Genomic DNA, 20,333 nt, shown 5'->3' with positions numbered 1-20,333 from the left:
CGCGCGGGCTTGGTGGACCTAGCCCACCAAGGCTTCGCGCCAACTGCGCAGGAATGCGCCTCCGGCGTCGTCGTGAATGACGTCGTCGCCCAGGCCGAGGTCTGTGGCTGTAAGAACATCGTAGGGCTTGTTTGGCACGCCGTCGGCGGGCCGGACGTCGACGTGCTTGACGCTGTGGTCATTGTGGTGGAGCCAATCCGCCATGGCGTAGTCCGTGCGCGAATCGCCCACTGTCCGCCAGGCCTGCGGGGTGATGCCCTGGGCGGCGAGGAGCTCCACTGCGCGGCTCGCGCCGAGATCCTTGCCGAGCCGGATGGACTCGATGTCGGTGGAGATGATGGTGGGATCCAGGCGGTAGTCGGCGGCGTCGTCGGACTCTGGTGCGTGGTGGTCCAGGAGCGCGGCGGAGAGCCCATGCCTGCCCATGAGTTCCAAGGCATCGGCGTCGAAGAGCTTCTGCTCGGCCAGGTAGTCGTCGCTTGAAACGTCCAGATGCTGTTCCACTGAGACCATGGCGCGCTTTGTCTCATCGAAGAACATGTGCGTCGCATAGTCCTCTGCCACCATGCGGCGGACGTCGTCGCCGTAGGCCTTCGGGACAGCTAGGTCATGATCCACATGGATGGGTCCTGGGCCGCCCGAGGTGTAGCTGAACCACACAGCGCCCTTTTCGCAGATCGCGTGGACCACCGTTCCCGCAGGCATTCCGGCGGCGATCATGGGTGCCATGACCTGCTCGCGGATGAAAGCGTCTGAGCGGCCGGTGTTGAAAATAACGGGGATGCCTGCGGATGCCAAGCCCACGAGGTCGGCGATGATTTCCGGCTTCACGTCGCGCGTCACGGGACTCGCGACGGGGCCGTCGACGTCGAGGAGGAGTGCGAGGGCGGGAGCAGCCGGGTGCGTGCCTGGCATTGAAGCAGTCATGATCCTATTCTGTCAGTCCGCCGTGATGGCGGCAGCGCTGTGACGGCCGACGGCGGGAGGCGGCAACGATTCAGCGCGCACCGCCCGTCAACGGTTACCTTTTGGCCACAACCTTGGTGACCGACTTCTCACAAGTTCCCTTGGAGGCCTTACTTCTTTAGGCTTGCAAAGTGATATTCAAAGCTGTGGGCGAGGGACGCCCGTACCCCGACCATGGTTTTTCCACGCCCAAGGACTGGGCCTCGCTGCCGCCCCGTCCTGTCCGGCTCGACGAACTTGTCACCACCAAACGCACGCTTGACCTGGAAGCACTGTTGGCTGAGGATTCAACGTTCTTCGGCGACCTTTTCCCGCATGTGGTGCAGTACCAAGGCCTGCTGTACCTCGAAGACGGACTCCACCGTGCTGTCCGCACCGCGCTCCACCAGCGCACGGCCATCCACGCCCGGGTCCTGGTGATAGATGGTTAACGAAACAATCCCGGAGGAGCAGGTGGCAGTGCCCGAAAATGCGGATCCGAGGAAGCGCCGGAAACGTCCCGGTCGTCAGAAAGACCCGACGAGTCTGCACGGGCATCGCGTTGTCACAGGGCCGGAGCTTCGGGCAACTTTTGCCGATGCTCCGGGACCCGAGAGCCACCCGGGGTGGTTCAGCCGCCGCCTCCTGCATGGGATCGTGCTCGCGCTGCTGGTCGGACTGGTGGTTGCCGGACTCGTGGGCGCCTGGGCAGTCATCAACGGCGTGATTCGATTTCCCTCCGCCGTTGCAAGCCAGGCGCCGGCGGCGGTATGTCCCGCTACTGTTTTCGACTACACGCCCAATAACAAGATCAGCGTGAATATCTACAACGCCGCCGGCAGGGCCGGTCTGGCCAAGAACGTCGCGGACCAGTTGAAGGCCCGGGGCTACAACGTTGGCACGGTCGATAACTCCACCACCAGCTACAACGGCCCGGCCATGGTTGTTTCGGGATCGAGCGGCCAAGCGGCGGCTTTCAACATCCAGAGGAACATCGCGGGCACCGACTACTTCCAAGACCAACGCACGGATGCCTCCGTGGACCTTATCCTCGCGCCCGGCTTCTCGGCGCTCGTGCCGCCGGAACTCGTGGACAATACCCCTGGCAAGCTCAGCTGTCCCCGCCTTGAGCAGCGGATCGCGGACAACGCCAAGCTGCCTGTGATGCCGACGCCTTAGCGTTGGCCTCCAGCGGAGAGGGCCAGCCCCGCGGCCGGGTCAGGCCAAGCGCGCGGGCCGGCCGTCGTCGTCGAACCTTGCTCCTGCGCCCAACTGGATAAACCGCACGGTCTGGACCAGCCGCTCTTCAAGCTCGTCCAGCTCCGTTCCGTTCGCCGCATTGCCGCGTGCCGCGCTGGAGGAAAGAGTTCCGTGGATGAGCCTGGCGAGCTGGCCGACGTCGGTGGGCGGGAGGTAGCCGGCGGCGATTCCGTCGCGCAGGATGTCCTGGAGCAGCAGGTTGAGTTCGCCCACGTGGTCTGCCAGTTTCGCGAAGGAAGCGGGGGAGAGGACGGCCGCCATCGCAGGACCCGGCGGGAGGTGCCGGCGGCTGAGGTCTTCCACTTGGGCGCGCACGTAGAGGGCCAGACGGTCCACCGGGTTCTGCAGTGCGGCTAGCGATTCACGCAGGTCGCCCAAAAACCGCTCAGTCTCGTCCAGGGCGTACGCGATGAGGAGCTGTTCCATGTCGGCGTAGTAGTTGTACACCGCGGTCCGGCCGACTCCGGCGTGCCGGGCGACGTCGGTCATGGTCAAGCCGGGCAGGCCATGGGTGAAGAGCAGTTCACCGAAAGCTGTCAGGACCCGGCGTCGGGTTTCAGCGCGCTGCGCCGCATTGGTGGCGGCCGTAATCCTAGGCATACAGACACTTTACAGGGATCTGTCAGCAAAGTTGCGTGGGCGTGGCGCGAGCTGGCAGCAGATGCCCTCAAAATCGCGTGCACAGGTCATCAGCTGCCAGTTCGCGCGGGGGATCCTAGATCGCGCAACCGTCCGGGCCGCAGGTTTCGGCGTCGGCGCTGCCGACGGCGACCAGCGGATTCGCTTCCTGCCATGCCTGTGTGAGGGCCTGGGTGAAGACCTCCGAGGGCTGGGCTCCGGAGAGTCCGTACTTGCGGTCGATGACGAAGAACGGCACGCCAGTGACGCCGATCATCCGGGCTTCGGCGATGTCGCCGCGGACGTCCTCCGCGTACTTGTCGGTGCTGAACAACTCTGCGATTTCGGCTTCCGGCAGGCCCAAGTCGCTGCCGAGTTCGGCCAGGTATTCCTGGCTTCCGATGTCCTTGCCGTGTTCGAAATGGCCGCTCAGGAGCAGTTCCTTGGCTTCGTCCTGCTTGCCGTGAGCCGCCGCCAGGTGGATGAGGCGGTGTGCCGTGAAGCTGTTGGCCACCACGACGTCGTCGAAGCGGTAGTTGAGGCCCTCGCCCTTTGCCTGCAACGCCACGTGCTCGAACATCTGGCTGACCTGCCCTGGGTTCATGCCCTTGCGCTTGCTCAGGTAATCGAGCTCCGTGCCGTCGTAGTGCTCCGGGATGCTCGGATCCAACTGGTAGCTGCGCCAATGGATCTCGACCGAATCGCGGTGCGGGAATTCGGCGAGGGCCCTTTCGAACCGACGCTTTCCGATGTAGCACCACGGGCAAGCGACGTCTGACCAGATCTCAATCTTCATGGTGGCGACAACCGGAAGCGGGGGCCGGGCATTCCCGGAATGGCCTGTTGGGCTGGTCACAGCCTGCGCGTTCACGACGCGCTAAATGGTGTGCGACGCAGATACAGGCAGGCGCTACGCGAATTCCGGTCGCGTGAAACTGTTTGCGCGTCGCCGGGAATTTTGCGCGTCGCAGACCGGGCGGCTCAGGTGTCCCAGGTGTCCTAGACCGCCCGCTCCATCACGAAATCGTGTTCCACCGTATCGCCCAGGCGGAACGACTTGGTCCCGACCTTCGTGAACCCGCTCTTCTCATAGAAGCGGATGGCTTTGGCGTTCTGGCTGTTGACGCCTAGCCACACCCCGGCCGCACCTGAGCCGGCAGCGCGGTCCAAGGTGGCCTTCATGAGCTCCGCGGCAGCGCCCAGGCCGTGGTGTTCCGGATGCACATAGCACTTGCTCAGTTCCGTGGAGGGGGTGTGCGTCAGGGCCGTAGCGACGTCGGTATCGCTCGTGGGTCGGGCCACGAGCATGCTGTAGCCGCGGAGTTCCCCGGCGGCGTCGATGGCCAGGATGGTGACGTCCGGATCGGCAAGGTATTCCGTGAACTTCTCCGCACTGAGCGTCCTGCGCAGGTGCGCGGCGATGTCTTCGGGCGAGGAGTCCGGCGGGCAGGCGAGCGGAAAGGTGACGGCGGCAAGCTCCGCCAGCCGTCCGGCGTCGTCCGCTGTTGCTTCACGGATGGTCTGGCTCATGCGGTCCTCCCGGGCGATCGGGCGCAGAAACGCCCCTCAAGACTGATCTTAAGGGGCGTTTCAGGAAAGAGTACGACGGCGGGGGCCCGCCTGGGTGCTTCGTTTCCGGGGTACCGGGCTGCTTAGGCGCTGGCTTCCGCAAGCAGGCGGAGGTCCTCGTCCGGCTCGGGATCCCGGCCCAAGGTGAGGCCGATGATGGTGACCACGGCGGTGACAAGCAAGTATGCGGCGATCAAGATCCAGTTTCCGGTAGCGGCGTAGAGGGCCGTGAAGATCAACGGTGCCACCGCTCCACCCACGACGCCGGCCACCGTGTAGGCGAGGGAACTGCCGGCATAGCGGAGCCGGGCCGGGAATTGCTCTGTGATGAAGGCGGCCTGCGGTCCGTACATGAAGGCGTGCAGTCCGAGGCCGATCACGACGCCGACAGTCAGCACCAGGACGGAACGGGACTGGATCATGAGGAAGAACAGCGGAATGTACACGGCTGTGGCCGCGGCGGTGATGCCGTAGACGAGCCGGCGGTTGAAACGGTCCGTGACGGCTCCCGCGGCCGGGATCAGGAACAGTTGGAAGGCCGAGCCCACCAGGACTGCGCCCAGGACATTGCCGGTGGTCATGCCGAGTTCCTTAGTGGCGTAGACCGCGACAAAGACGGTGAACAAGGCGTACAACACGTCTGGGCAAATCCGGCACAAAGCGGCGGCGAGCAGGGGGCGGAACTGGGTGGTGAGGACTTCCTTGATGGGAGCCTTGGGCCGTTCGCCGGTGGCCTCGATGGCCTTGAACACCGGGGTTTCCTCGAGTTTGAGCCGGATGACCAGGCCAAAGGCAACCAGGATGGCCGAGCTGAGGAAGGCGACGCGCCAACCCCATGCAATGAAGGCGCCGTTGCTCATGACGGCGGCGAGGACGGCCAGGGCGCCATTGGCCAGCAGGTTGCCGGCGGGCGGACCGATTTGGGCTGCGGAAGACCAGAATCCGCGCTTGTTGGGATTTGCGTACTCGCTGGACAGCAGCACGGCGCCGCCCCATTCGCCGCCGACGCCGATGCCCTGGGCCAAGCGAAGGAGCACCAGGATGATCGTGGCCCCGATGCCGATGGTGTGGTAGTCCGGCAAAGCGCCGATGAGGACCGTGGCCGCGCCAATGAGGATGAGGGTGATGACCAGGACGTTCTTGCGTCCGATCTTGTCCCCGAGCCGGCCGAAGACAACCCCGCCAATGGGCCGGGCGAGGTAACCCACCGCGAAGGCCGAGAAGGACAACAGGAGGCCCGTGGTTTCGTCGTTCGTGGGGAAGAAGATCTTGGGGAAGACGAGCGCGGAGGCGACCGAGTAGATGGCGAAGTCGTAGTACTCCAGGGAGGTGCCTGTGACGCTGGCAATGAAGGCTTTGATGGCGCCTGCCGAGGGTTTGCTGCGCCTGGTTGGACTTGGCGAAGTGGTCGCGGACATGGTTCCTCCATGGAACGTTGGGCGGGCTTTGTGATCCCGATCTCAATCGGGGCCTACACCCAATGATGCATCACGCGGAGGAATTGTTCAACAATTTTTTGATAGGAGTTCTTGGTTAGGGTGCGAGATGTTGGCGGATCCCTTCGACAATCAGGTCATGATCCTCCTGCGATGAAAGGCCTGACGCAGTGACGGCCGCGACCACACCGACGCCGCGGACCCGAACGGGAAACGAGCCACCTGTCACGGCATAGTCGGCGCCGAGCCACCCCGTGGCCACCGGATCGATACCGGCGGAGGACAACCGGGCTTCGACGAGTGCGCTGCTTGCTTCCATCCGCAAAACGAGTGCGGATTTCCGGGCGATCCACGATTCCTGGTCCGGTGTGATCCCGGGTAGCGCAGCGCGGAAAAGGATGAGCCCGGGGCGCCGGATGTCGATGCCGACCGCATGGCCGGCCGCCTGGGCCATGCCCGCGAGCCGCGAGCCGAGCCTCCACGCGTCTCCATGGTCGAACGAGGTGAAAATCAGCTCCTCTTCCTGGCGTTTGAGCGCTTCCAGCACATCAAGGGCGGGGACGTCATTCATGGTGCCTCTTCTCAGAGATTGATGGGATAGGCAACCAAAGCAAACCGGTCCGAGTCGGGTGACCAGCTGTTGACGTTGAGGGTTCCCTGGCCGCCGAAGAGGGGCCAGGTGTGGAGCGGCGTCGCCCAGTCACTCGTGGAAACAACGACGACGTCGACCGGCAAGTCGGCGGGATGGCCCACCGTCCCGCCGGGGAAGCGGATGTAGCTGGCCAGGTGCCCGTCGGGTGAGAGGTGCGGGAACCAATCGACGGTGTCGCTTTCAAGCAGGCGCTCCGGCGCGCTTGCGTGGCTGGTCCGCACCCGGGCAAGTTGGGCGTGGCCCGGTTGGTCCGTGAAGGCTTCGGTATTGAAGTACAGCCAGTCCCCATCGGGCGAATACTCGGGACCATCGCAGTGGCCGTCGACGTCGATCGCGGTGGTCTGGCCGCCCCCTGCAGGAATCGTGATGAGCCGGCCCGGCTGCGTGAAGTCACCGGCTTCAATTCCGACGTAGGCCAGCGTCTTTCCGTCGGGGCTGACGCCGTGCAGAAAATGGAACCACCCGTCGTCGTCCGTGATCCTGGCGGCTTCCCCGCCGTCGAGGGCTGCGCGGTAGATGTGGCCGTCATTCGCCGAGAGGTAAATGGTGGCGCCATCGGGTGCGAGGACGTGGTCGTTATTGAGGTCCGGAATGCCAGTGACAGCTATCTTTTCGAGTCCGCCTGTATCCAGTTCCCCGGAAACATCCAACCGCCACAGCGCACCGTCTCCGTTGAGGATGAGGGCCCGGCCATCGAGCGTCCAGTTCGGTGCCTCCAGCAGCAGATCTTCCGTGGCAAAGACGAGCTCGGAAGTGCCGCTGACAGAGGCGATCCATACTTCGCAGCGCTGGCCGGGTTGGAGGGTCCGTATCACTGTGAGCCCCCGCCGGAGCCGGCCGGGAGTTCCTTGATCCGGATGTTCCGCCACCGGCATTGCGCCCCGACACCCCAGCGGGCTTCGCCGAACATGGAGTCGTTGTCGTGGACTTCGAGGGCGATATGCCCGCGGTCGCCCAGCACCTCGAAGACCGCGTCGGCGTCGTAATTGGGCGATTCCAGGGTGGCGGTATCGATTTCGGCGATCTTGACGCCGTTGATCCAGGTGGTGATGACCGGCATGGCACCCACGCAGCGGATCCGTAATTCGTTCCAGTCGTCCCAGCGCCAGACTTTCAGGAAATCGTCGACGTCGGCCGCGTAGCTGAGCCGGTCGCGCTTCGCTTCCGTGACCGGTTCCACAGAGGTGGCCGGGTTGTCGGCAACAAGGCCGGTGGGCCGGCCGGCGTCGTCGCGGACGACGTCGATCGCGAACGGAACCGCCGAGAAACTCGCCAGTCCGTTGCCGAAGAAGCCGCCGATTCCGCCGGACGGGCGATGGTCCACGAGGACCTGGAACCCTTCCCAGCTGTCCCGTTGACGCCGGATCATCACGCCGGTATCCGCAGGCCAATCGGGGCGCATCTCAAGGAGCAATTCGAAGTCCCCGAACGCCTGGTCGCTGACCAGGTAGCCGCCGTAGCCGCTCCCGGGGGCGTCCTGCTCGCCGACAAGGACGCCGTCTTCAACCTTCCAGCGGGCAGGATGCTTCTCCGGTTTCACGGGGCGCTCAAGTCCTAGGCTATCGAAATGCTCAAGGACGCTCGGCCCGCCGGGATACACCGAACCGTAGATCCGAGGTGCGGCGTGCCATCCGGCCAGGCTGACGCCGTCGAACAGCGGGACGAACCCGTCATTGCTCACGTCGGACATCCCTTAGTCCTGGTTGAAGGCGGCGTCGAAGCTGGTTTGGGAGGGCGGGAAGTCGTATTTCTTGAGGTTGGCGAGGGCTTCGGGGGCGCCGTGCAGGCGGTCCATGCCGGCGTCTTCCCATTCCACGGAGATGGGTCCGGTGTAGCCGATGGCGGTGAGGGCCCGGAAGCTCGATTCCCAGGGGACGTCGCCGCGTCCGGCGGAGACGAAGTCCCAGCCCCGGCGTGGGTCGCCCCAGGGGAGGTGCGAGCCCATCACGGTGTTCCGTCCTGTGGGGCGGAGCTTGGTGTCCTTGCAGTCCACGTGGTAGATCCGGTCCTTGAAGTCCCAGATGAAGGAGACGGGGTCGATGCCTTGCCACATGAAGTGGGAGGGGTCCCAGTTCAGGCCGAACGCTTCCCGGTGGCCGATCGCTTCCAGGGTCCGGACGGTGGTCCAGTAGTCGTAGGCGATCTCGGAGGGGTGGACTTCGTGGGCGAAGCGGACCCCGTTCTCGTCGAAGACGTCCAGGATGGGGTTCCAGCGGTCGGCGAAGTCCTGGTAGCCTGCCTCGATGACTTTCTCGGGGACGGGCGGGAACATCGCGACGTACTGCCAGATGGAGGAGCCGGTGAACCCGACGACGGTGTCCACGCCGAGCGCTTTGGCGAGGCGGGCGGTGTGTTTCATTTCCTCGGCGGCGCGTTGGCGGACGCCTTCGGGGTCCCCGTCGCCCCAGACCTTGGCCCCGACGATGGCCTGGTGGCGGAAGTCGATGGGGTCATCGCAGACGGCCTGGCCTTTGAGGTGGTTGGAGATGGCCCAGACCTTGAGGTTGTATTTGTCCAGGATGGCGAGTTTGGATTCGACGTAGCCGGGTTCGTCCCAGCGCCAGGCGTCCAGGTGGTCCCCGGACACGGCGATTTCCAGGCCGTCATAGCCCCAGCCGGAGGCGAGCTTGGCGACTTCCTCGAAGGGCAGGTCGGCCCACTGGCCGGTGAACAGGGTGTACGGGCGGGGCATGGGTTCTCCTTGGGAAAAGTTTCGGGGCGTGCTTCAGGCCAGGGCTATTAGTGGCCGGCGACCTGGATGATGGCGGACTTGGCGTCGGCGGATTCCTCGATGGCGGCCAGGACCTGCTGGACGGCGAGGCCTTCCTCGAACGACGGCGAGGGCGGCGTCCCGGCGTCGATGGCCACAAGGAAGTCACGGATTTCGTGGGTGAAGGTGTGCTCCCAGCCGATCACGTGGCCTTGCGGCCACCAGGCGTCCATGTAGGGGTGTTCGGGTTCGTTGACCAGGATCCGGCGGAAGCCCTGCTCCCGGACGGGCACGGTGGCGTCCATGAAACCGAGCTCGTTGATGGATTCCAGGTCGAACAGGAGCGAGCCCTTGTCGCCGTAGATTTCCATCGTGAGGGAGTTCTTCTTGCCCGTGGCCATGCGGGAGACTTCCACGGAGGCGACCGCCCCGGAGGCGAGGGTCAGCGTGGCCCAGGCGGCGTCGTCGACCGTTACTTGTTCCGGGCCGTCCGCGCCGGGGCGGCTGTCCACGAAAGTGTGCAGCCGGCCGGAGACCTCGGTGACGGTGTCCCCGAGGAGGAAGAGGACCTGGTCGATGGCGTGGGAGGCGATGTCACCCAGTGCCCCGGATCCGGCGGTTTCCTTGTTCAGCCGCCAGGTCATCGGGGAATCGGCGTCCACGAGCCAGTCCTGCAGGTAGGCGGCGCGGACGTGCCGGACGGTGCCCAGCCTGCCCTCGGCGATGAGCTCCTTCGCGAGGGCCAGGGCCGGGACGCGGCGGTAGTTGAAGCCGATCATGGACTGGATGCCGCGCGCGCGGGCGGCGCGCGCGGCGTCGGTCATGGCTTCGGCCTCGGCCAGGGTGTTCGCGAGGGGTTTTTCCACGAGCACGTGCTTGCCCGCTTCCAGTGCCGCGATGGCGATTTCGGCGTGCATCCAGCCCGGGGCGCAGATATCCACGATATGGATGTCATCGCGTTCGATCACCTGGCGCCAGTCCGTGGCGGACTCGCTCCACCCGTACCTGGCCGCGGCCTCGGCGACCTGTTCCGCGTCCCGGCCCACGAGCACTTTCTGCTCGAAGGCCGGGACGTCGAAGTAGCTGGCCACGTTCCGCCACGCATTGGAATGGGCCTTGCCCATGAACGCGTAGCCGATCGCGGCAACACCCAGGGTTGTCTTGCCCGGTTCGCCGTTCTGGGGGGTGGTGGGGGTAGGGGCGGAGCTGGTCATGAGGGATTCCTAGAGGGTGGCGGCCATCGGGTCCCAGTCCTCGGGGAGGGCCTGGGAGGTCACGGCGGAGCTGTCGACGCCTACAAAGGTGCCGGTTTCGGCGGACTCGGAAATGGAGACCAAGGTATCTACCACGTGGTAGGCCAGGGCTCCCTGGGCGCGGTGCGGGACACCGGCGCGCAGGGACCGGGCCATGTCCAGCACGCCCATCCCGCGGCCGTTGGCCGGTCCCGTCGCGGGAATGATTTCCGCTTCCTCGGCCCCCGCGCGCCAGAGCTTGAGGTCGCCGTCGAAGTAGTTCGGATCCGGCAGCTCGAGGGTGCCCTCGGTGCCGGTGATCTCCACGAAGCCCATCCGCAGGCGGGGGGATTCGAAGCTGAAGACACTGTGCGAGGACGCGCCCCCTTCGAACTGCAGCATGGCCGAGATGTGGGTGGGGACCTCGACGGGGAATTCCTCCCCGGCCTTCGGTCCGGAACCGACCACGCGGACGTCCTTGGCTTTGGACCCGACCGCGGCCACCTTGCGGACCGAGCCGAACGCCTGGACCAGGGCGGTGACATAGTACGGGCCCATGTCGAAGAGCGGGCCTGCGCCGTGGGCGAAGAGGAAGGACGGGTTCGGGTGCCAGGATTCGGGGCCGGGGGTCTGGAACATGGTCAGGGCGGTCAGCGGGGTGCCGATGTCGCCGCGTTCGATGATCCTTCGGGCGGTCTGCAGTCCGGCGCCCAGGAAGGTGTCCGGTGCGCAGCCCAGGCGGATCCCCGCGGCGTCGGCCGTCTTCAACAGGGCCAAACCGGATTCGCGGTCCAGGGAGAACGGCTTCTCGGTCCAGACGTGCTTGCCGGCGTTCACGGCGGCCGTGGCCACCTCGACGTGCGCGGCCGGGATGGTCAGGTTGACGATGATCTCGACGTCGGGATGGTTGAGCGCCAGCTCCGGCGAACCGAACTCGGGGATGCCGTACTCCTTGGCCCGTGCCTCCGCGGCTTCCTCGAACAGGTCCGCGATGACGTGGACCTTCAGGTCCGGGAAGACCGTCAGGTTGTCCAGGTAGGCCTTGCTGATGTTGCCCGCGCCGATGACAGCGACGCCAACGGGTCCCCGGCGGGCGGATGGGGTGGACTGGTGCGTTGCGGCGCTCATGCGTTCACGTCCTGTGCTGCGTTGTTCTGGAGGAAGGCGAGGCTCTGGGCGATGCCTTCGAAGATGTCTCCGGCGTAGTCGTCGAACTCCACGACGCCCACTTCCAGGGACGTGGCGGCAGCAACGACGTCGAGCACCGGGATGGTGCCCTGGCCGGCAGGCTGCTGGGCCTTGGTGTCGGTGGTGCCGGGGCCGTCCTTGATGTGGATGAATTTCACGCGGTCACCGAGGCGGGCGAGCAGTTCCACCGGGTTCTGGCCACCGACGGATGCCCAGTAGGTGTCCACTTCCAGGACCAGTTCCGGGTCGAGGAGGCCTTCGAAGTACTCCAGGGCTGTCTGGCCCTCGATGATGGACTCCAGTTCCCAGGCGTGGTTGTGGTAGCCGACGCGGATGCCGTATTCGGCGCCCTTCTTGGCTGCGGCGTTGAGCTTGGCAGCGGTGGCCTGGATGTCCCCGGCGTTCTGCCAGTGCTCGGCAGGCAGGTACGGGTCGATGACCGTGGAGATGCCCAGTTCCTTGGCGGCGGCGAAGATCTCATCCTGGTCCTGGCTCAGCAGCGGCGCGTGGCCGGACGGGGCCGTGAGGCCGTTCTCCTTCAACGCGGCGCCGAGCTCCTTCGCGGTGGCCACGAAATTGTAGGGTTCAACCTGCGTGAAGCCGATCTCGGCAACCTTCTTGATGGTGCCCGGCAGGTCTTCCTGCATGGCATTGCGCAGGGTGTAGAGCTGGATGGAGTAAGACATGGTTTTCCTTTGCGTTGTCAGTTGCGTGAAAAGGTTCGGTTATCGGCCGGCGAGGGATCCGCCGATGCCGCCGACGCTGAAGTACTTGTTCAGCGTGGCGAAAACGATGATGGGCGGGAGCATCATGACGACGGCGAGGGCCATGACGCCGGACCAGTCGGTCATGTTCTGCTGGAAGAAGGACTGCACGCCCACCGGCAGGGTAAAGATCTCGTTGGAGCGCAGGAACACGATCGCGACGAGATAGTCGTTCCAGGCCAGGAGGAAGGCGAAGATCGCGGTGGACAGGATGCCGGGCAGGGAATTGCGCAGCACCACCTTCGTGAACGATCCGAATACGGAGCAGCCGTCGATCCACGAGGCCTCCTCGAGGCTGACCGGGATGGAATCGAAGTATGCCGCCATCATCCACGTGGCCACGGTCATTGTCGAGCCGACGTAGATGATGATCAGGCCGAGCAGATTGTCCACGAGTCCCATGCCTGCGAAGAGGATGAACAGCGGCACCACCGAGGTGATGATCGGCAGCGACTGCATAACGAACAGCAGCAGGGAGTATCCGGAGACGGCTTTCGAGCGGCCGCGGGAGAGGACGTACCCGGCGGGTGCGGCCACGGCGACGGCGACGATCACCGTGGAAAGCGTGGTGACGAGGCTGTTGGTCAACCAGGTGCTGGCGAGGGTCTTGGAAAAGACACCGGTGATGTTTTCCAGCGTGAGGCCGGTAGCGGTGCTGTTCGGACCCGGGGTGAGGGCCAGGATGACGGTGACCATGATCGGGACGAGGACGATCGCGGTGATGGCAAGGATCAGGACGAACCGCCACCAGCGTCCGCGCATGCCTGCTTCGGAGAGGACGCGGCGCGATTTTTCGGGTCCCGCGACACCGAGTGCGGGTCCGGATTCGGGGTGGGCGTGGAGTACTGCGCTCATTATTCGACGCTCGACTTTCGGATCTGGCGGTACAGGAAGACCGACACGACGACGAGGGTGAGGGTCATAAGGAAGGCGATCGCGACGCCGGGACCGGTCTGGAAGTCCTGGAAGACGCTGCGGTAGGCCAGGACCACGAGGGAGGTCGTCGCGTCCACGGGGCCGCCGCCGGTGAGCAGGTAGATGGTGGGGAAGTCGTTGACGCAGAAGATCGTCATCAGGATCCAGCTGATGTACGTGGAGCGGGCGATCATCGGCAGGGTGATCTGGGTGAACTGCTGCCACTTGCTGGCGCCGTCCATGCTGGCTGCCTCGTAGACGGTGGTGTCCACGGAGGCCAGGGCGGCGGAGATCATCATCATCATGAAGGGGAAGCTGACCCAGACCTTGAAGACCATGACCATGACGGCGGCGAGGTGCGGGTCGGCCAGGAACAGCGGTGTGCCGAGTCCGAGGTTGCGGAAGATGGAGGGGATGAGGCTGTCCGGGGTGGCGACGAGCCAGTTCCAAGCGGTGGAGGACACGACGATCGGCACCACCCAGGGCAGGAGGAGCAGGACCTTGAAGGTGCCGCCCGCCGGGATCTTGGTGCGCAGGAGCAGTGCCAGGCCCAGGCCCACCAGCCAGGAGCCGAAGACGCCCACGATCGTGAACCACAGCGTGAACTGTGCGGCCTTCCAGAAGGCGGGCGAAGACAGGACGGTGGCGAAGTTGTCGACGCCGACGAAGTTGCCGGTGTCGATGAGGGAGCCGTCGTGGGTTGCCTGCACACCGGCGTAGATCAGCGGGTAGCCGTTGATCAGGATGAGCAGGACGATCGAGGGCAACAGGAGCCAGAAGAACGTCCGCTTGGTCTGCCCCGACAGTTTGCTCTTGCGGTTTACGGACCCGCCGCCAGACCCGCCGGGAGCGAGTCCCCGACGGGCCCGGGCGAGGCCGGACTGTGTTGTGGTGGTTGACATGGCGACGGCTTTACTTCTTGATGACGGATTCGAGGCCGGTCTTGAAGGCCGTGAGTGCAGTCTTGGCGTCGGTCTTTCCGGTCAGGATGGTCTGGGTGAACTGGTTGAGTGCCTGGCCGCCGTCCAGGACAGCGAGGTTGGCGTTGAGAGAGGTGCCTTGCGCGGCGAAGGTCTTCGCGATGGGCTGGTATTCCTTGACGATCTTGACGTTGTTGGGATCGCCGGCAAACTCGGGAAGTTCAGTGATGGACTTGAAGACCGGCAGTCCGTTCATCAGCTTCTGGCGCCACAGCTCCTTGACCTGGCCCAGGTAGTAGGTCAGGAAGGCCTCGGAAGACTCCTGGGAGGGGGTGTTCTTGTACATCATGATGTTGTTCGGGAACACCAACGCTGCTTTGTCGCCGTGCGGACCGGCCATCGGGCTTGCCACCAGGAGGTCTCCGGAGGTGTCCCCCACGCGCTGCGGCAGGCCCAGCACATACATGCCGAAGGCAGCCTTCTTGCTCTTCCACTGCGCATCGAGGTTGTCCGTGGTGTAGCTGACCGCCGCGGGGTCGACGACGCCGTTGGAGACCAGCTCGAGCAGGAATTCAATGGCTTCGACGTTGCGGTCGTTCATGACGTCCAGCTGGCCGTCCTTGGTGAAGACGCCACCGCCGTTGTTGATCATCATCATGATCATCAAGTGGTTGCCGATGTTGTTGCCCGCGCCGGAACCCGTAGCGAAGCCGACCGCACCGATGGACTTGAGCTTCTTGCCTGCCTCGAGCAGGCTGGGCCAGTCGGTCGGAACCGCCACGCCGGCCTGGTCGAAGAGGGACTTGCGGTACCACAGCGGGCGCATGTCCAGCTGCCACGGAACGGCGACGTAGCCCTTGTCCGTCTTGAAGGGCTCCAGCACGCCCGGCAGGAAGTCGTCGAACTGACCGTTCTTCTTGAGCGCCTCGATGACCTTGTCTGCGTAGGCGATCTGGCCCTGCTGCTCGAATTGGAAGGCCTGGAAACCGCCACCGGTGGATACCGCAGGCCCGGTCTTGGACGCGATGGCCGAGGAAAAGGTCTGATAGAAGTTGTTCCACTGGATGATCTGGTAGCTGGCCTTGCCGTTGCTGCCTGTGGGTACGTAGCTCTCTGCAATCTTCTTGGCGGCATCATTGTAGGCCGGGGTGCCCCATGGCATGTCCCAGAACTTGATCGCGCCACCGGCGCTGGAGCTTGAGCTGGAGCCGCCTCCGCAGGCTGCGAGCAGGGGGACAGCCGCTGCTGCCGCCGTGAGGCCGAGGAAACCCCTGCGGGAGAAATTGCGGCTGGCTTCGGACTGAACATTCATGATGATTCCTTTCGGGACCGCTGCGTGGTCTTCGCGTTTGGTGCGGTCCGGCTCGTCGTCGAGAAGGCTAATGATTGCTTGGTGCTCTGTTGCGCTCGATGGTGCTGGTTGCGTGTTTAAGGAGAGGTGCAGGTTCAGGAGAGGTGCGCGATGGATTCCGTCAGCCGCGCAAAGCCAGCCAGATCGGAGGGGAGAGTACCGGCGTCGAGGTGTTCCTTGAGCCGGCGCCAGGTGGTGCGGTGGGCGGATTCGTAAAGCGTTGGCAGGAGGATTTCCCCCTGTTGCCCGGTAGCGCGGACTTCTGCCGGCCAGGCGGCAAGCGGTTCCGGGACCGCAATGCTGACACCGCCGTCGTCGGTATACAGGCGGAAGTCGACGCCGGCGGCCCGGGAGTTGCTCAGCACGCCTTGGAGCGAAACCGGAGCTCCGTTGGCGAGCCGCCCGGAAACCGCGTAGCCGTGCGCGCCGCGGCGCAAGAGGCGAAGCGCGTCCAGTTGCCCTGTCACGCGTACGACGGCGGCGAGGTGCTCGGTGAGCAGCCGTTCCGGATCCGTTCCTGCCGCGGCCGTCGCGACGGTGTCCAGCATGGCGGCGCGGCCGGCTACCGTGCGGACGGCGTCTTCGGCTCCGGCGAGACCCGGGCTGGATGCCCAGCGCTGATCCAGGACCACCGCGACGCCGGACGCTTCAGCGGCGTCGAGCAGGGCGGCGGTGTTTTCCGGGACCGGGTTGACGACGACGATGCCCGACGCTCCGCCGTCGATCGCCTTGATGGCCTCGGTGGTCCAGCCCGCGGCGCCGTCGATGGCGGAAATCCGTGCGGCCTCCCCGGTTGCTACCGGGCCGAAGCTCGCTGGAAGAGAAGCCACCGCGAGTGCTACGGAGCCGCTCTCTTCCGCCTGCGGGGTAGCAGTGACCGTGTACTGGGTGCTCATGAGCGGGCTCCTGCATGGCTGTTTGCGTGCTCCGCCGCCGCGAGGTCCACCGTGGCGTCGGCAATGGCTATCGCGAAGGTGAGGTCATTGATGAGGCTTTCGGCCGACGGCGGTTGCTTGGTTCCGAGTGCCAGTTGGGCGAGTTCGCGCCATTCGCCCTCGTAGCCGTTGTGCTCGAACGGTCCGTAGGTGGTACTTGTGGTTCCGCGGGTGATGGTTGCGACCGCGGAACCCGCCTGTACATAGGAAGGAGTGAAGTCCACGCGAAGGGCTGCGTCGTCCGAGATCGCTTCGAAGACCCATTCCGGCTTCCATGTCTTGTTCATGGCTGCCCTGAGTTCGATGATCCGGTCACCTGCGCCCGGTTTTCCAGAACGAAGCGAAATCACGTAGCCGAAAGGCCGCACGTGGCGCGCCTGCAGCACCTCGAGGTCTTCGAAATCCGGCGTGAAGCGGCGGACGAGCGGAAGGTCGTGGATGGCGAGGCCCATGATGCCGCCCCGCAGGAAGTTCTTGATGACCTCGATATCGCTGTAGTCAGGGTTGCCGCTGGCTGGCCGGGTAATGATTTCGGTGGCGAAATCTTCGAACCGGGCATTGGGCGGGAGAACGATGGAAGAACGGATGGTGTGGACGTTCTCGGGGAGATCGCCCCAGTTGGCTTCGGCTGCGAGCCAGCCCGGATCGAAGGTGTGCATGGCGCCCACGATGATCGGCACGCCGGTTTCCGCGCTGACCGCCGAAATCCGGGCAGCCTCCTCGCCGCTCATGGCGAAGGGCTTTTCGCAGAGGACGGCCTTCTTTCCCGCGCGGCACGCGGCGATCACTTGGTCCGCGTGGAACTGGTGGGGGCTGCAGATGGCGACGATGTCGACGTCGGGATCGCCCAGGAGTGCGTCAATGCTGGTGCTGTGTTTGGCGCCGACGCGTGCTGCGACCGATTCGGCAACCGCGGAGTCGACGTCCATGATGTGGCGGACTTCCAGGATGTTCCGGAGCCGGGCCAGGGAAGGAAGGTGGATTGCTTGGGTGACCGGGCCGGCGCCAAGGATGCCGACGCCGAGGGGGCCTGGTGATCCCAACGGTGTTGCCTGTGAGTGGCTGGACAAGATCAGTTACCTCTTCGTAAACGGAGTCTCTGAGTTTCAGCGTGGCTTTGTGGGCTACGTGACCCTTCTCACAAACAACCTACGACGACTTTTGTCGATGAGCAAGCAAAAGTTGAAAATCATTCGACAATCTTTTTGCTGCGTGACAGCCATAAGCAATCGTGCTATCACTGATGCATGACTTCAGCACCCGAAAAAGCCCCGGGCAAGGACGGCTCCGTACAGGACGCCGGGAGCCTTTCGCGTGCAGGAGACCTGTTTCAGCTTCTTCGCGACGGCCAGGCACGGACCCGCGCCGAACTCGCCATCACCACCGGGCTGGCCCGTTCCACCGTCGCCTCGCGCATCGACGCCCTCATGAACTCCGGACTCGTGGGTCCCGCCGGCGAGGCAAGCTCCAGTGGCGGCAGGCCGCCGTCGCGCTTTGCCTTCAACCCTGCGGCCCGCGTTGTCTTGGCGGTCGACGTCGGAGCGACGCACGTAATCGTTGCGGTCACCGATCTCGGTGGAACAGTCCTGGCCGAGCGCCGCCTCGCGCAGGAAGTCGCAGACGGTCCCGAGGTGGTGCTCGGCAGGGTGGTGGCGGAAGGACGGGAGCTTCTCACCGAAGCCGGCCGCAGCCTTGACGACCTCGCCGGGATCGGCATCGGGTTGCCCGGTCCGGTGGAACACGACACCGGCAGGCCGATCAAACCGCCGATCATGCCCGGCTGGGACGGATTCGACGTGGTCCGTTACATGCAGCGCTCGCTGCCGGTTCCGGTCCTCGTGGACAACGACGTCAACATCATGGCACTGGGCGAACGCACAGCGTATTGGCCGGACCACGACAATTTGCTCTTCATCAAGATCGCCACGGGCATCGGCGCGGGCATTATCAGCAGCGGCGAGCTGCAGCGCGGCGCCAACGGCACGGCCGGGGACCTCGGCCACGTCCGGGTTCCCCGCGGCGACGACGTGCTCTGCCGCTGCGGGAACTACGGCTGCCTCGAGGCACTCGCCTCGGGACCCGCCGTCGCCCGCCAGCTGCACGCCCAAGGACTCCCGGCCAGCAACGGCGGGGACGTGCTGCGGCTCGTGGCCGAGGGAAACCTCCAGGCCATCCAGGCACTCCGGCAGGCCGGACGCGACGTCGGCGATGTCCTGGCAACCGTGGTCAATTTGCTCAACCCCTCCATGATCGTGATCGGCGGCAGCATGGGGGAGGCCGGCGAGCACCTCGTGGCCGGCATCCGCGAAGTTGTCTACCGGCGTTCCCTTCCCTTGGCCACCTCGCACCTGCGCATCGGCATCTCGATGGCGGGCGACCAGGCCGCGATCCTCGGTGCGAGCCAGATGGTTACCCAGCACGTTTTGTCTCCGGCAGTGATTGAAGCCACGCTCCAAGCAACCGGCTGACGGGCTTTTAACCCCCGCGCGAACTGGCAGCAAATGACTTTGCCGCGGATTTTGGGGTCATCGCCTGCCAGTTCGCGCCGTGGAGGCGTGATAGCAATGAAGGTGATGCCTACTTTCCCCGCCTTGCAGTGCGCCCCATGACCGGTCCATTCCTCGCCAAGGTCCCCCGAGGTTGGCTGATTCTTGCGTGCATAGGCCTCATCGCCCTCAACATGCGGGGACCCTTCGTCGCGGTGGCGCCGGTGGTGGAGTCCCTCAAACGGGATCTTGGATTTTCCCCTGTGGAACTCGGGCTGCTGACGGGCATCCCCGTGCTTTGCTTCTCGCTCGCCGCGCCGCTGGCCTCAATGGCCGGACGCAGGCTCGGCGCCGAATTCGCCGTGATGCTCACTCTTGTGGGTGTGCTGGCCGGCGTCGTGATCCGCTCCAGCGGTGTCGGTGTCCCGGTCATGGTGGGCACCGTCCTTATCGGCCTCGCGATCACCATCGGCAACATCGCGGTGCCACTCATCATCCGCCGCGATTTCGCGCCGCGCCGCCAGGCAACCGCCATGGGTGTCTACACAGCAGCGCTGAACATCGGGTCCTTCCTGACTTCGGTGGCCACGGCCCCCCTCGCGGAACTCGTGGGATGGCGTCTTGCCCTCGCCGCGAGTGCCCTCCTGGCCCTCGCGGCCATCCTGTTCTGGATCCCCACCGTCGGTGCCCGGCAAGCTTTCGTTCCCGCTGCTGTGCCCGCCGCCGGCGGCTCACGAGCGGGGGGCGCCTCCGGGGTTGGCTGGCTGACCGTTGGCCTGACGCTCGGCTTCGCTGGCCAGGCTTTCTCGTACTACGGCGTGACCGCGTGGCTCCCGAGCTTCCTGGCCGACGAGCTGGGCATGGGCACCGCGCAAGCCGGCGCGGGATCATCGCTCTTCCAGATTTTCGCGATAGTCGGTGGCCTCGGCGTGCCGCTGCTCGCCCGTTTCGCCAGTACGACGGCGGTGGCGGCCACCTTGGGTGCCTTGTGGCTCACGGTGCCCTTGGGCTTGTTGCTGGCCCCGGGCTGGTGGTGGCTATGGTCGTCCCTCGGTGGAGTAGCGCAGGGCGGCGGCATCACGGTCATCTTCATCGCCATCATCAAGTTCGCGCGCGACCAAGCTTCGGCAGGCAACATGTCCGCCGTCGTGCAGGGGATCGGCTACTGCTTCGCGGCCTTGGCTCCGACCGTCATCGGCTACGTGCACGGCATCTCCGGCAGCTGGACCGTGCCGCTCCTGGTGATCCTCGGATCGGTCACCGCATTCTGCATCTGCACCACCCTCTCGGTGCGCTGGGTGGCCCGGCAGCGCTAAGTGCGCGCCGCCGTCGTCCCTTAACCCCGCGCGAAC

21 protein-coding genes are annotated in these 20,333 nt (G+C 65.2%); 4 read left to right on the top strand and 17 right to left on the bottom strand.

Annotated elements, in window-relative coordinates:
* Nucleotides 1-18: 18 nt before the first annotated feature.
* Nucleotides 19-927 carry a hypothetical protein gene (locus tag VLA65_RS10435; RefSeq protein WP_307052855.1) on the bottom strand — a complete coding sequence of 303 codons (909 nt, stop codon included), beginning with the start codon at nucleotides 925-927 and terminating at the stop codon, nucleotides 19-21.
* A 170-nt stretch (nucleotides 928-1,097) separates the two neighbouring features.
* Between VLA65_RS10435 and VLA65_RS10430 the strand changes: the two genes are divergently transcribed.
* Nucleotides 1,098-1,397 carry a type II toxin-antitoxin system VapB family antitoxin gene (locus VLA65_RS10430; protein ID WP_059388531.1) on the top strand — a complete coding sequence of 100 codons (300 nt, stop codon included), beginning with the start codon at nucleotides 1,098-1,100 and terminating at the stop codon, nucleotides 1,395-1,397.
* Nucleotides 1,390-2,124 (top strand): LytR C-terminal domain-containing protein, encoded by a 735-nt coding sequence (locus VLA65_RS10425; protein WP_084784460.1) that lies wholly within the window; start codon nucleotides 1,390-1,392, stop codon nucleotides 2,122-2,124. Before VLA65_RS10430 ends, VLA65_RS10425 begins: the two co-directional genes overlap by 8 nt.
* A 39-nt stretch (nucleotides 2,125-2,163) precedes the next feature.
* On the opposite strand, the gene VLA65_RS10420 is transcribed toward VLA65_RS10425, so the two are convergent.
* The 16 genes from VLA65_RS10420 to VLA65_RS10345 form a co-directional block, all read right to left on the bottom strand.
* Nucleotides 2,164-2,805 carry a TetR/AcrR family transcriptional regulator gene (locus tag VLA65_RS10420; protein ID WP_059388533.1) on the bottom strand — a complete coding sequence of 214 codons (642 nt, stop codon included), beginning with the start codon at nucleotides 2,803-2,805 and terminating at the stop codon, nucleotides 2,164-2,166.
* A 115-nt stretch (nucleotides 2,806-2,920) separates the two neighbouring features.
* The gene (locus tag VLA65_RS10415; protein WP_332602643.1) at nucleotides 2,921-3,619 is read right to left on the bottom strand and encodes a DsbA family oxidoreductase; all 699 of its coding nucleotides are present in this window, start codon (nucleotides 3,617-3,619) and stop codon (nucleotides 2,921-2,923) included.
* Nucleotides 3,620-3,822: 203 nt separating this feature from the next.
* Nucleotides 3,823-4,353, bottom strand: a complete 531-nt coding sequence (locus VLA65_RS10410; protein ID WP_332602462.1) for a GNAT family N-acetyltransferase — start codon at nucleotides 4,351-4,353, stop codon at nucleotides 3,823-3,825.
* 122 nt (nucleotides 4,354-4,475) lie between these two features.
* Nucleotides 4,476-5,810, bottom strand: coding sequence for an MFS transporter (locus tag VLA65_RS10405; RefSeq protein WP_332602461.1), 1,335 nt, complete (start codon nucleotides 5,808-5,810; stop codon nucleotides 4,476-4,478).
* 115 nt (nucleotides 5,811-5,925) lie between these two features.
* Nucleotides 5,926-6,399 carry a heme-degrading domain-containing protein gene (locus VLA65_RS10400; RefSeq protein ID WP_332602460.1) on the bottom strand — a complete coding sequence of 158 codons (474 nt, stop codon included), beginning with the start codon at nucleotides 6,397-6,399 and terminating at the stop codon, nucleotides 5,926-5,928.
* An 11-nt stretch (nucleotides 6,400-6,410) separates the two neighbouring features.
* The gene (locus VLA65_RS10395) at nucleotides 6,411-7,295 is read right to left on the bottom strand and encodes a TolB family protein (protein WP_332602459.1); all 885 of its coding nucleotides are present in this window, start codon (nucleotides 7,293-7,295) and stop codon (nucleotides 6,411-6,413) included.
* Entirely contained in the window at nucleotides 7,292-8,161 is an 870-nt protein-coding gene (locus VLA65_RS10390; protein ID WP_442880279.1) for a 3-keto-disaccharide hydrolase, read from the bottom strand. Before VLA65_RS10390 ends, VLA65_RS10395 begins: the two co-directional genes overlap by 4 nt.
* Nucleotides 8,162-8,173: 12 nt before the next feature.
* Complete coding sequence (locus tag VLA65_RS10385) at nucleotides 8,174-9,172, bottom strand: sugar phosphate isomerase/epimerase family protein (protein WP_332602457.1); 999 nt, start codon at nucleotides 9,170-9,172, stop codon at nucleotides 8,174-8,176.
* Between the two features lie 47 nt (nucleotides 9,173-9,219).
* Nucleotides 9,220-10,404, bottom strand: a complete 1,185-nt coding sequence (locus VLA65_RS10380; RefSeq protein ID WP_332602456.1) for a Gfo/Idh/MocA family protein — start codon at nucleotides 10,402-10,404, stop codon at nucleotides 9,220-9,222.
* Between the two features lie 9 nt (nucleotides 10,405-10,413).
* Nucleotides 10,414-11,550, bottom strand: coding sequence for a Gfo/Idh/MocA family protein (locus tag VLA65_RS10375; RefSeq protein WP_332602455.1), 1,137 nt, complete (start codon nucleotides 11,548-11,550; stop codon nucleotides 10,414-10,416).
* Nucleotides 11,547-12,296: a sugar phosphate isomerase/epimerase family protein gene (locus tag VLA65_RS10370; RefSeq protein WP_332602454.1), complete on the bottom strand. Its 750-nt coding sequence runs from the start codon at nucleotides 12,294-12,296 to the stop codon at nucleotides 11,547-11,549. The genes VLA65_RS10375 and VLA65_RS10370 overlap by 4 nt, the downstream gene beginning before the upstream one ends.
* A 39-nt stretch (nucleotides 12,297-12,335) precedes the next feature.
* Nucleotides 12,336-13,229 carry a carbohydrate ABC transporter permease gene (locus VLA65_RS10365; protein WP_059388540.1) on the bottom strand — a complete coding sequence of 298 codons (894 nt, stop codon included), beginning with the start codon at nucleotides 13,227-13,229 and terminating at the stop codon, nucleotides 12,336-12,338.
* On the bottom strand, nucleotides 13,229-14,191 hold the full coding sequence (locus VLA65_RS10360; RefSeq protein ID WP_059388541.1) for a carbohydrate ABC transporter permease: 963 nt from the start codon (nucleotides 14,189-14,191) through the stop codon (nucleotides 13,229-13,231). Before VLA65_RS10360 ends, VLA65_RS10365 begins: the two co-directional genes overlap by 1 nt.
* Before the next feature lie 10 nt (nucleotides 14,192-14,201).
* On the bottom strand, nucleotides 14,202-15,521 hold the full coding sequence (locus VLA65_RS10355; RefSeq protein WP_284988671.1) for an ABC transporter substrate-binding protein: 1,320 nt from the start codon (nucleotides 15,519-15,521) through the stop codon (nucleotides 14,202-14,204).
* Nucleotides 15,522-15,655: 134 nt separating this feature from the next.
* Complete coding sequence (locus tag VLA65_RS10350; RefSeq protein WP_284988672.1) at nucleotides 15,656-16,456, bottom strand: hypothetical protein; 801 nt, start codon at nucleotides 16,454-16,456, stop codon at nucleotides 15,656-15,658.
* A complete protein-coding gene (locus tag VLA65_RS10345) occupies nucleotides 16,453-17,565 on the bottom strand; it encodes a Gfo/Idh/MocA family protein (protein WP_332602453.1) in 1,113 nt (370 codons plus the stop codon). The genes VLA65_RS10350 and VLA65_RS10345 overlap by 4 nt, the downstream gene beginning before the upstream one ends.
* Nucleotides 17,566-17,742: 177 nt before the next feature.
* Here VLA65_RS10345 and VLA65_RS10340 point away from each other — a divergent pair, with 177 nt between their 5' ends.
* Complete coding sequence (locus VLA65_RS10340) at nucleotides 17,743-18,963, top strand: ROK family transcriptional regulator (protein WP_284988674.1); 1,221 nt, start codon at nucleotides 17,743-17,745, stop codon at nucleotides 18,961-18,963.
* 137 nt (nucleotides 18,964-19,100) lie between these two features.
* Nucleotides 19,101-20,297 (top strand): MFS transporter, encoded by a 1,197-nt coding sequence (locus VLA65_RS10335; RefSeq protein WP_332602452.1) that lies wholly within the window; start codon nucleotides 19,101-19,103, stop codon nucleotides 20,295-20,297.
* The last annotated feature ends 36 nt before the right edge of the window (nucleotides 20,298-20,333 follow it).

This window comes from Arthrobacter sp. S2(2024) (assembly GCF_036662515.1).
Lineage (GTDB): Bacteria > Actinomycetota > Actinomycetes > Actinomycetales > Micrococcaceae > Arthrobacter.
Note: the sequence above shows the minus strand (reverse complement) of the source record. Positions and strands in the feature narration are given on the sequence as shown.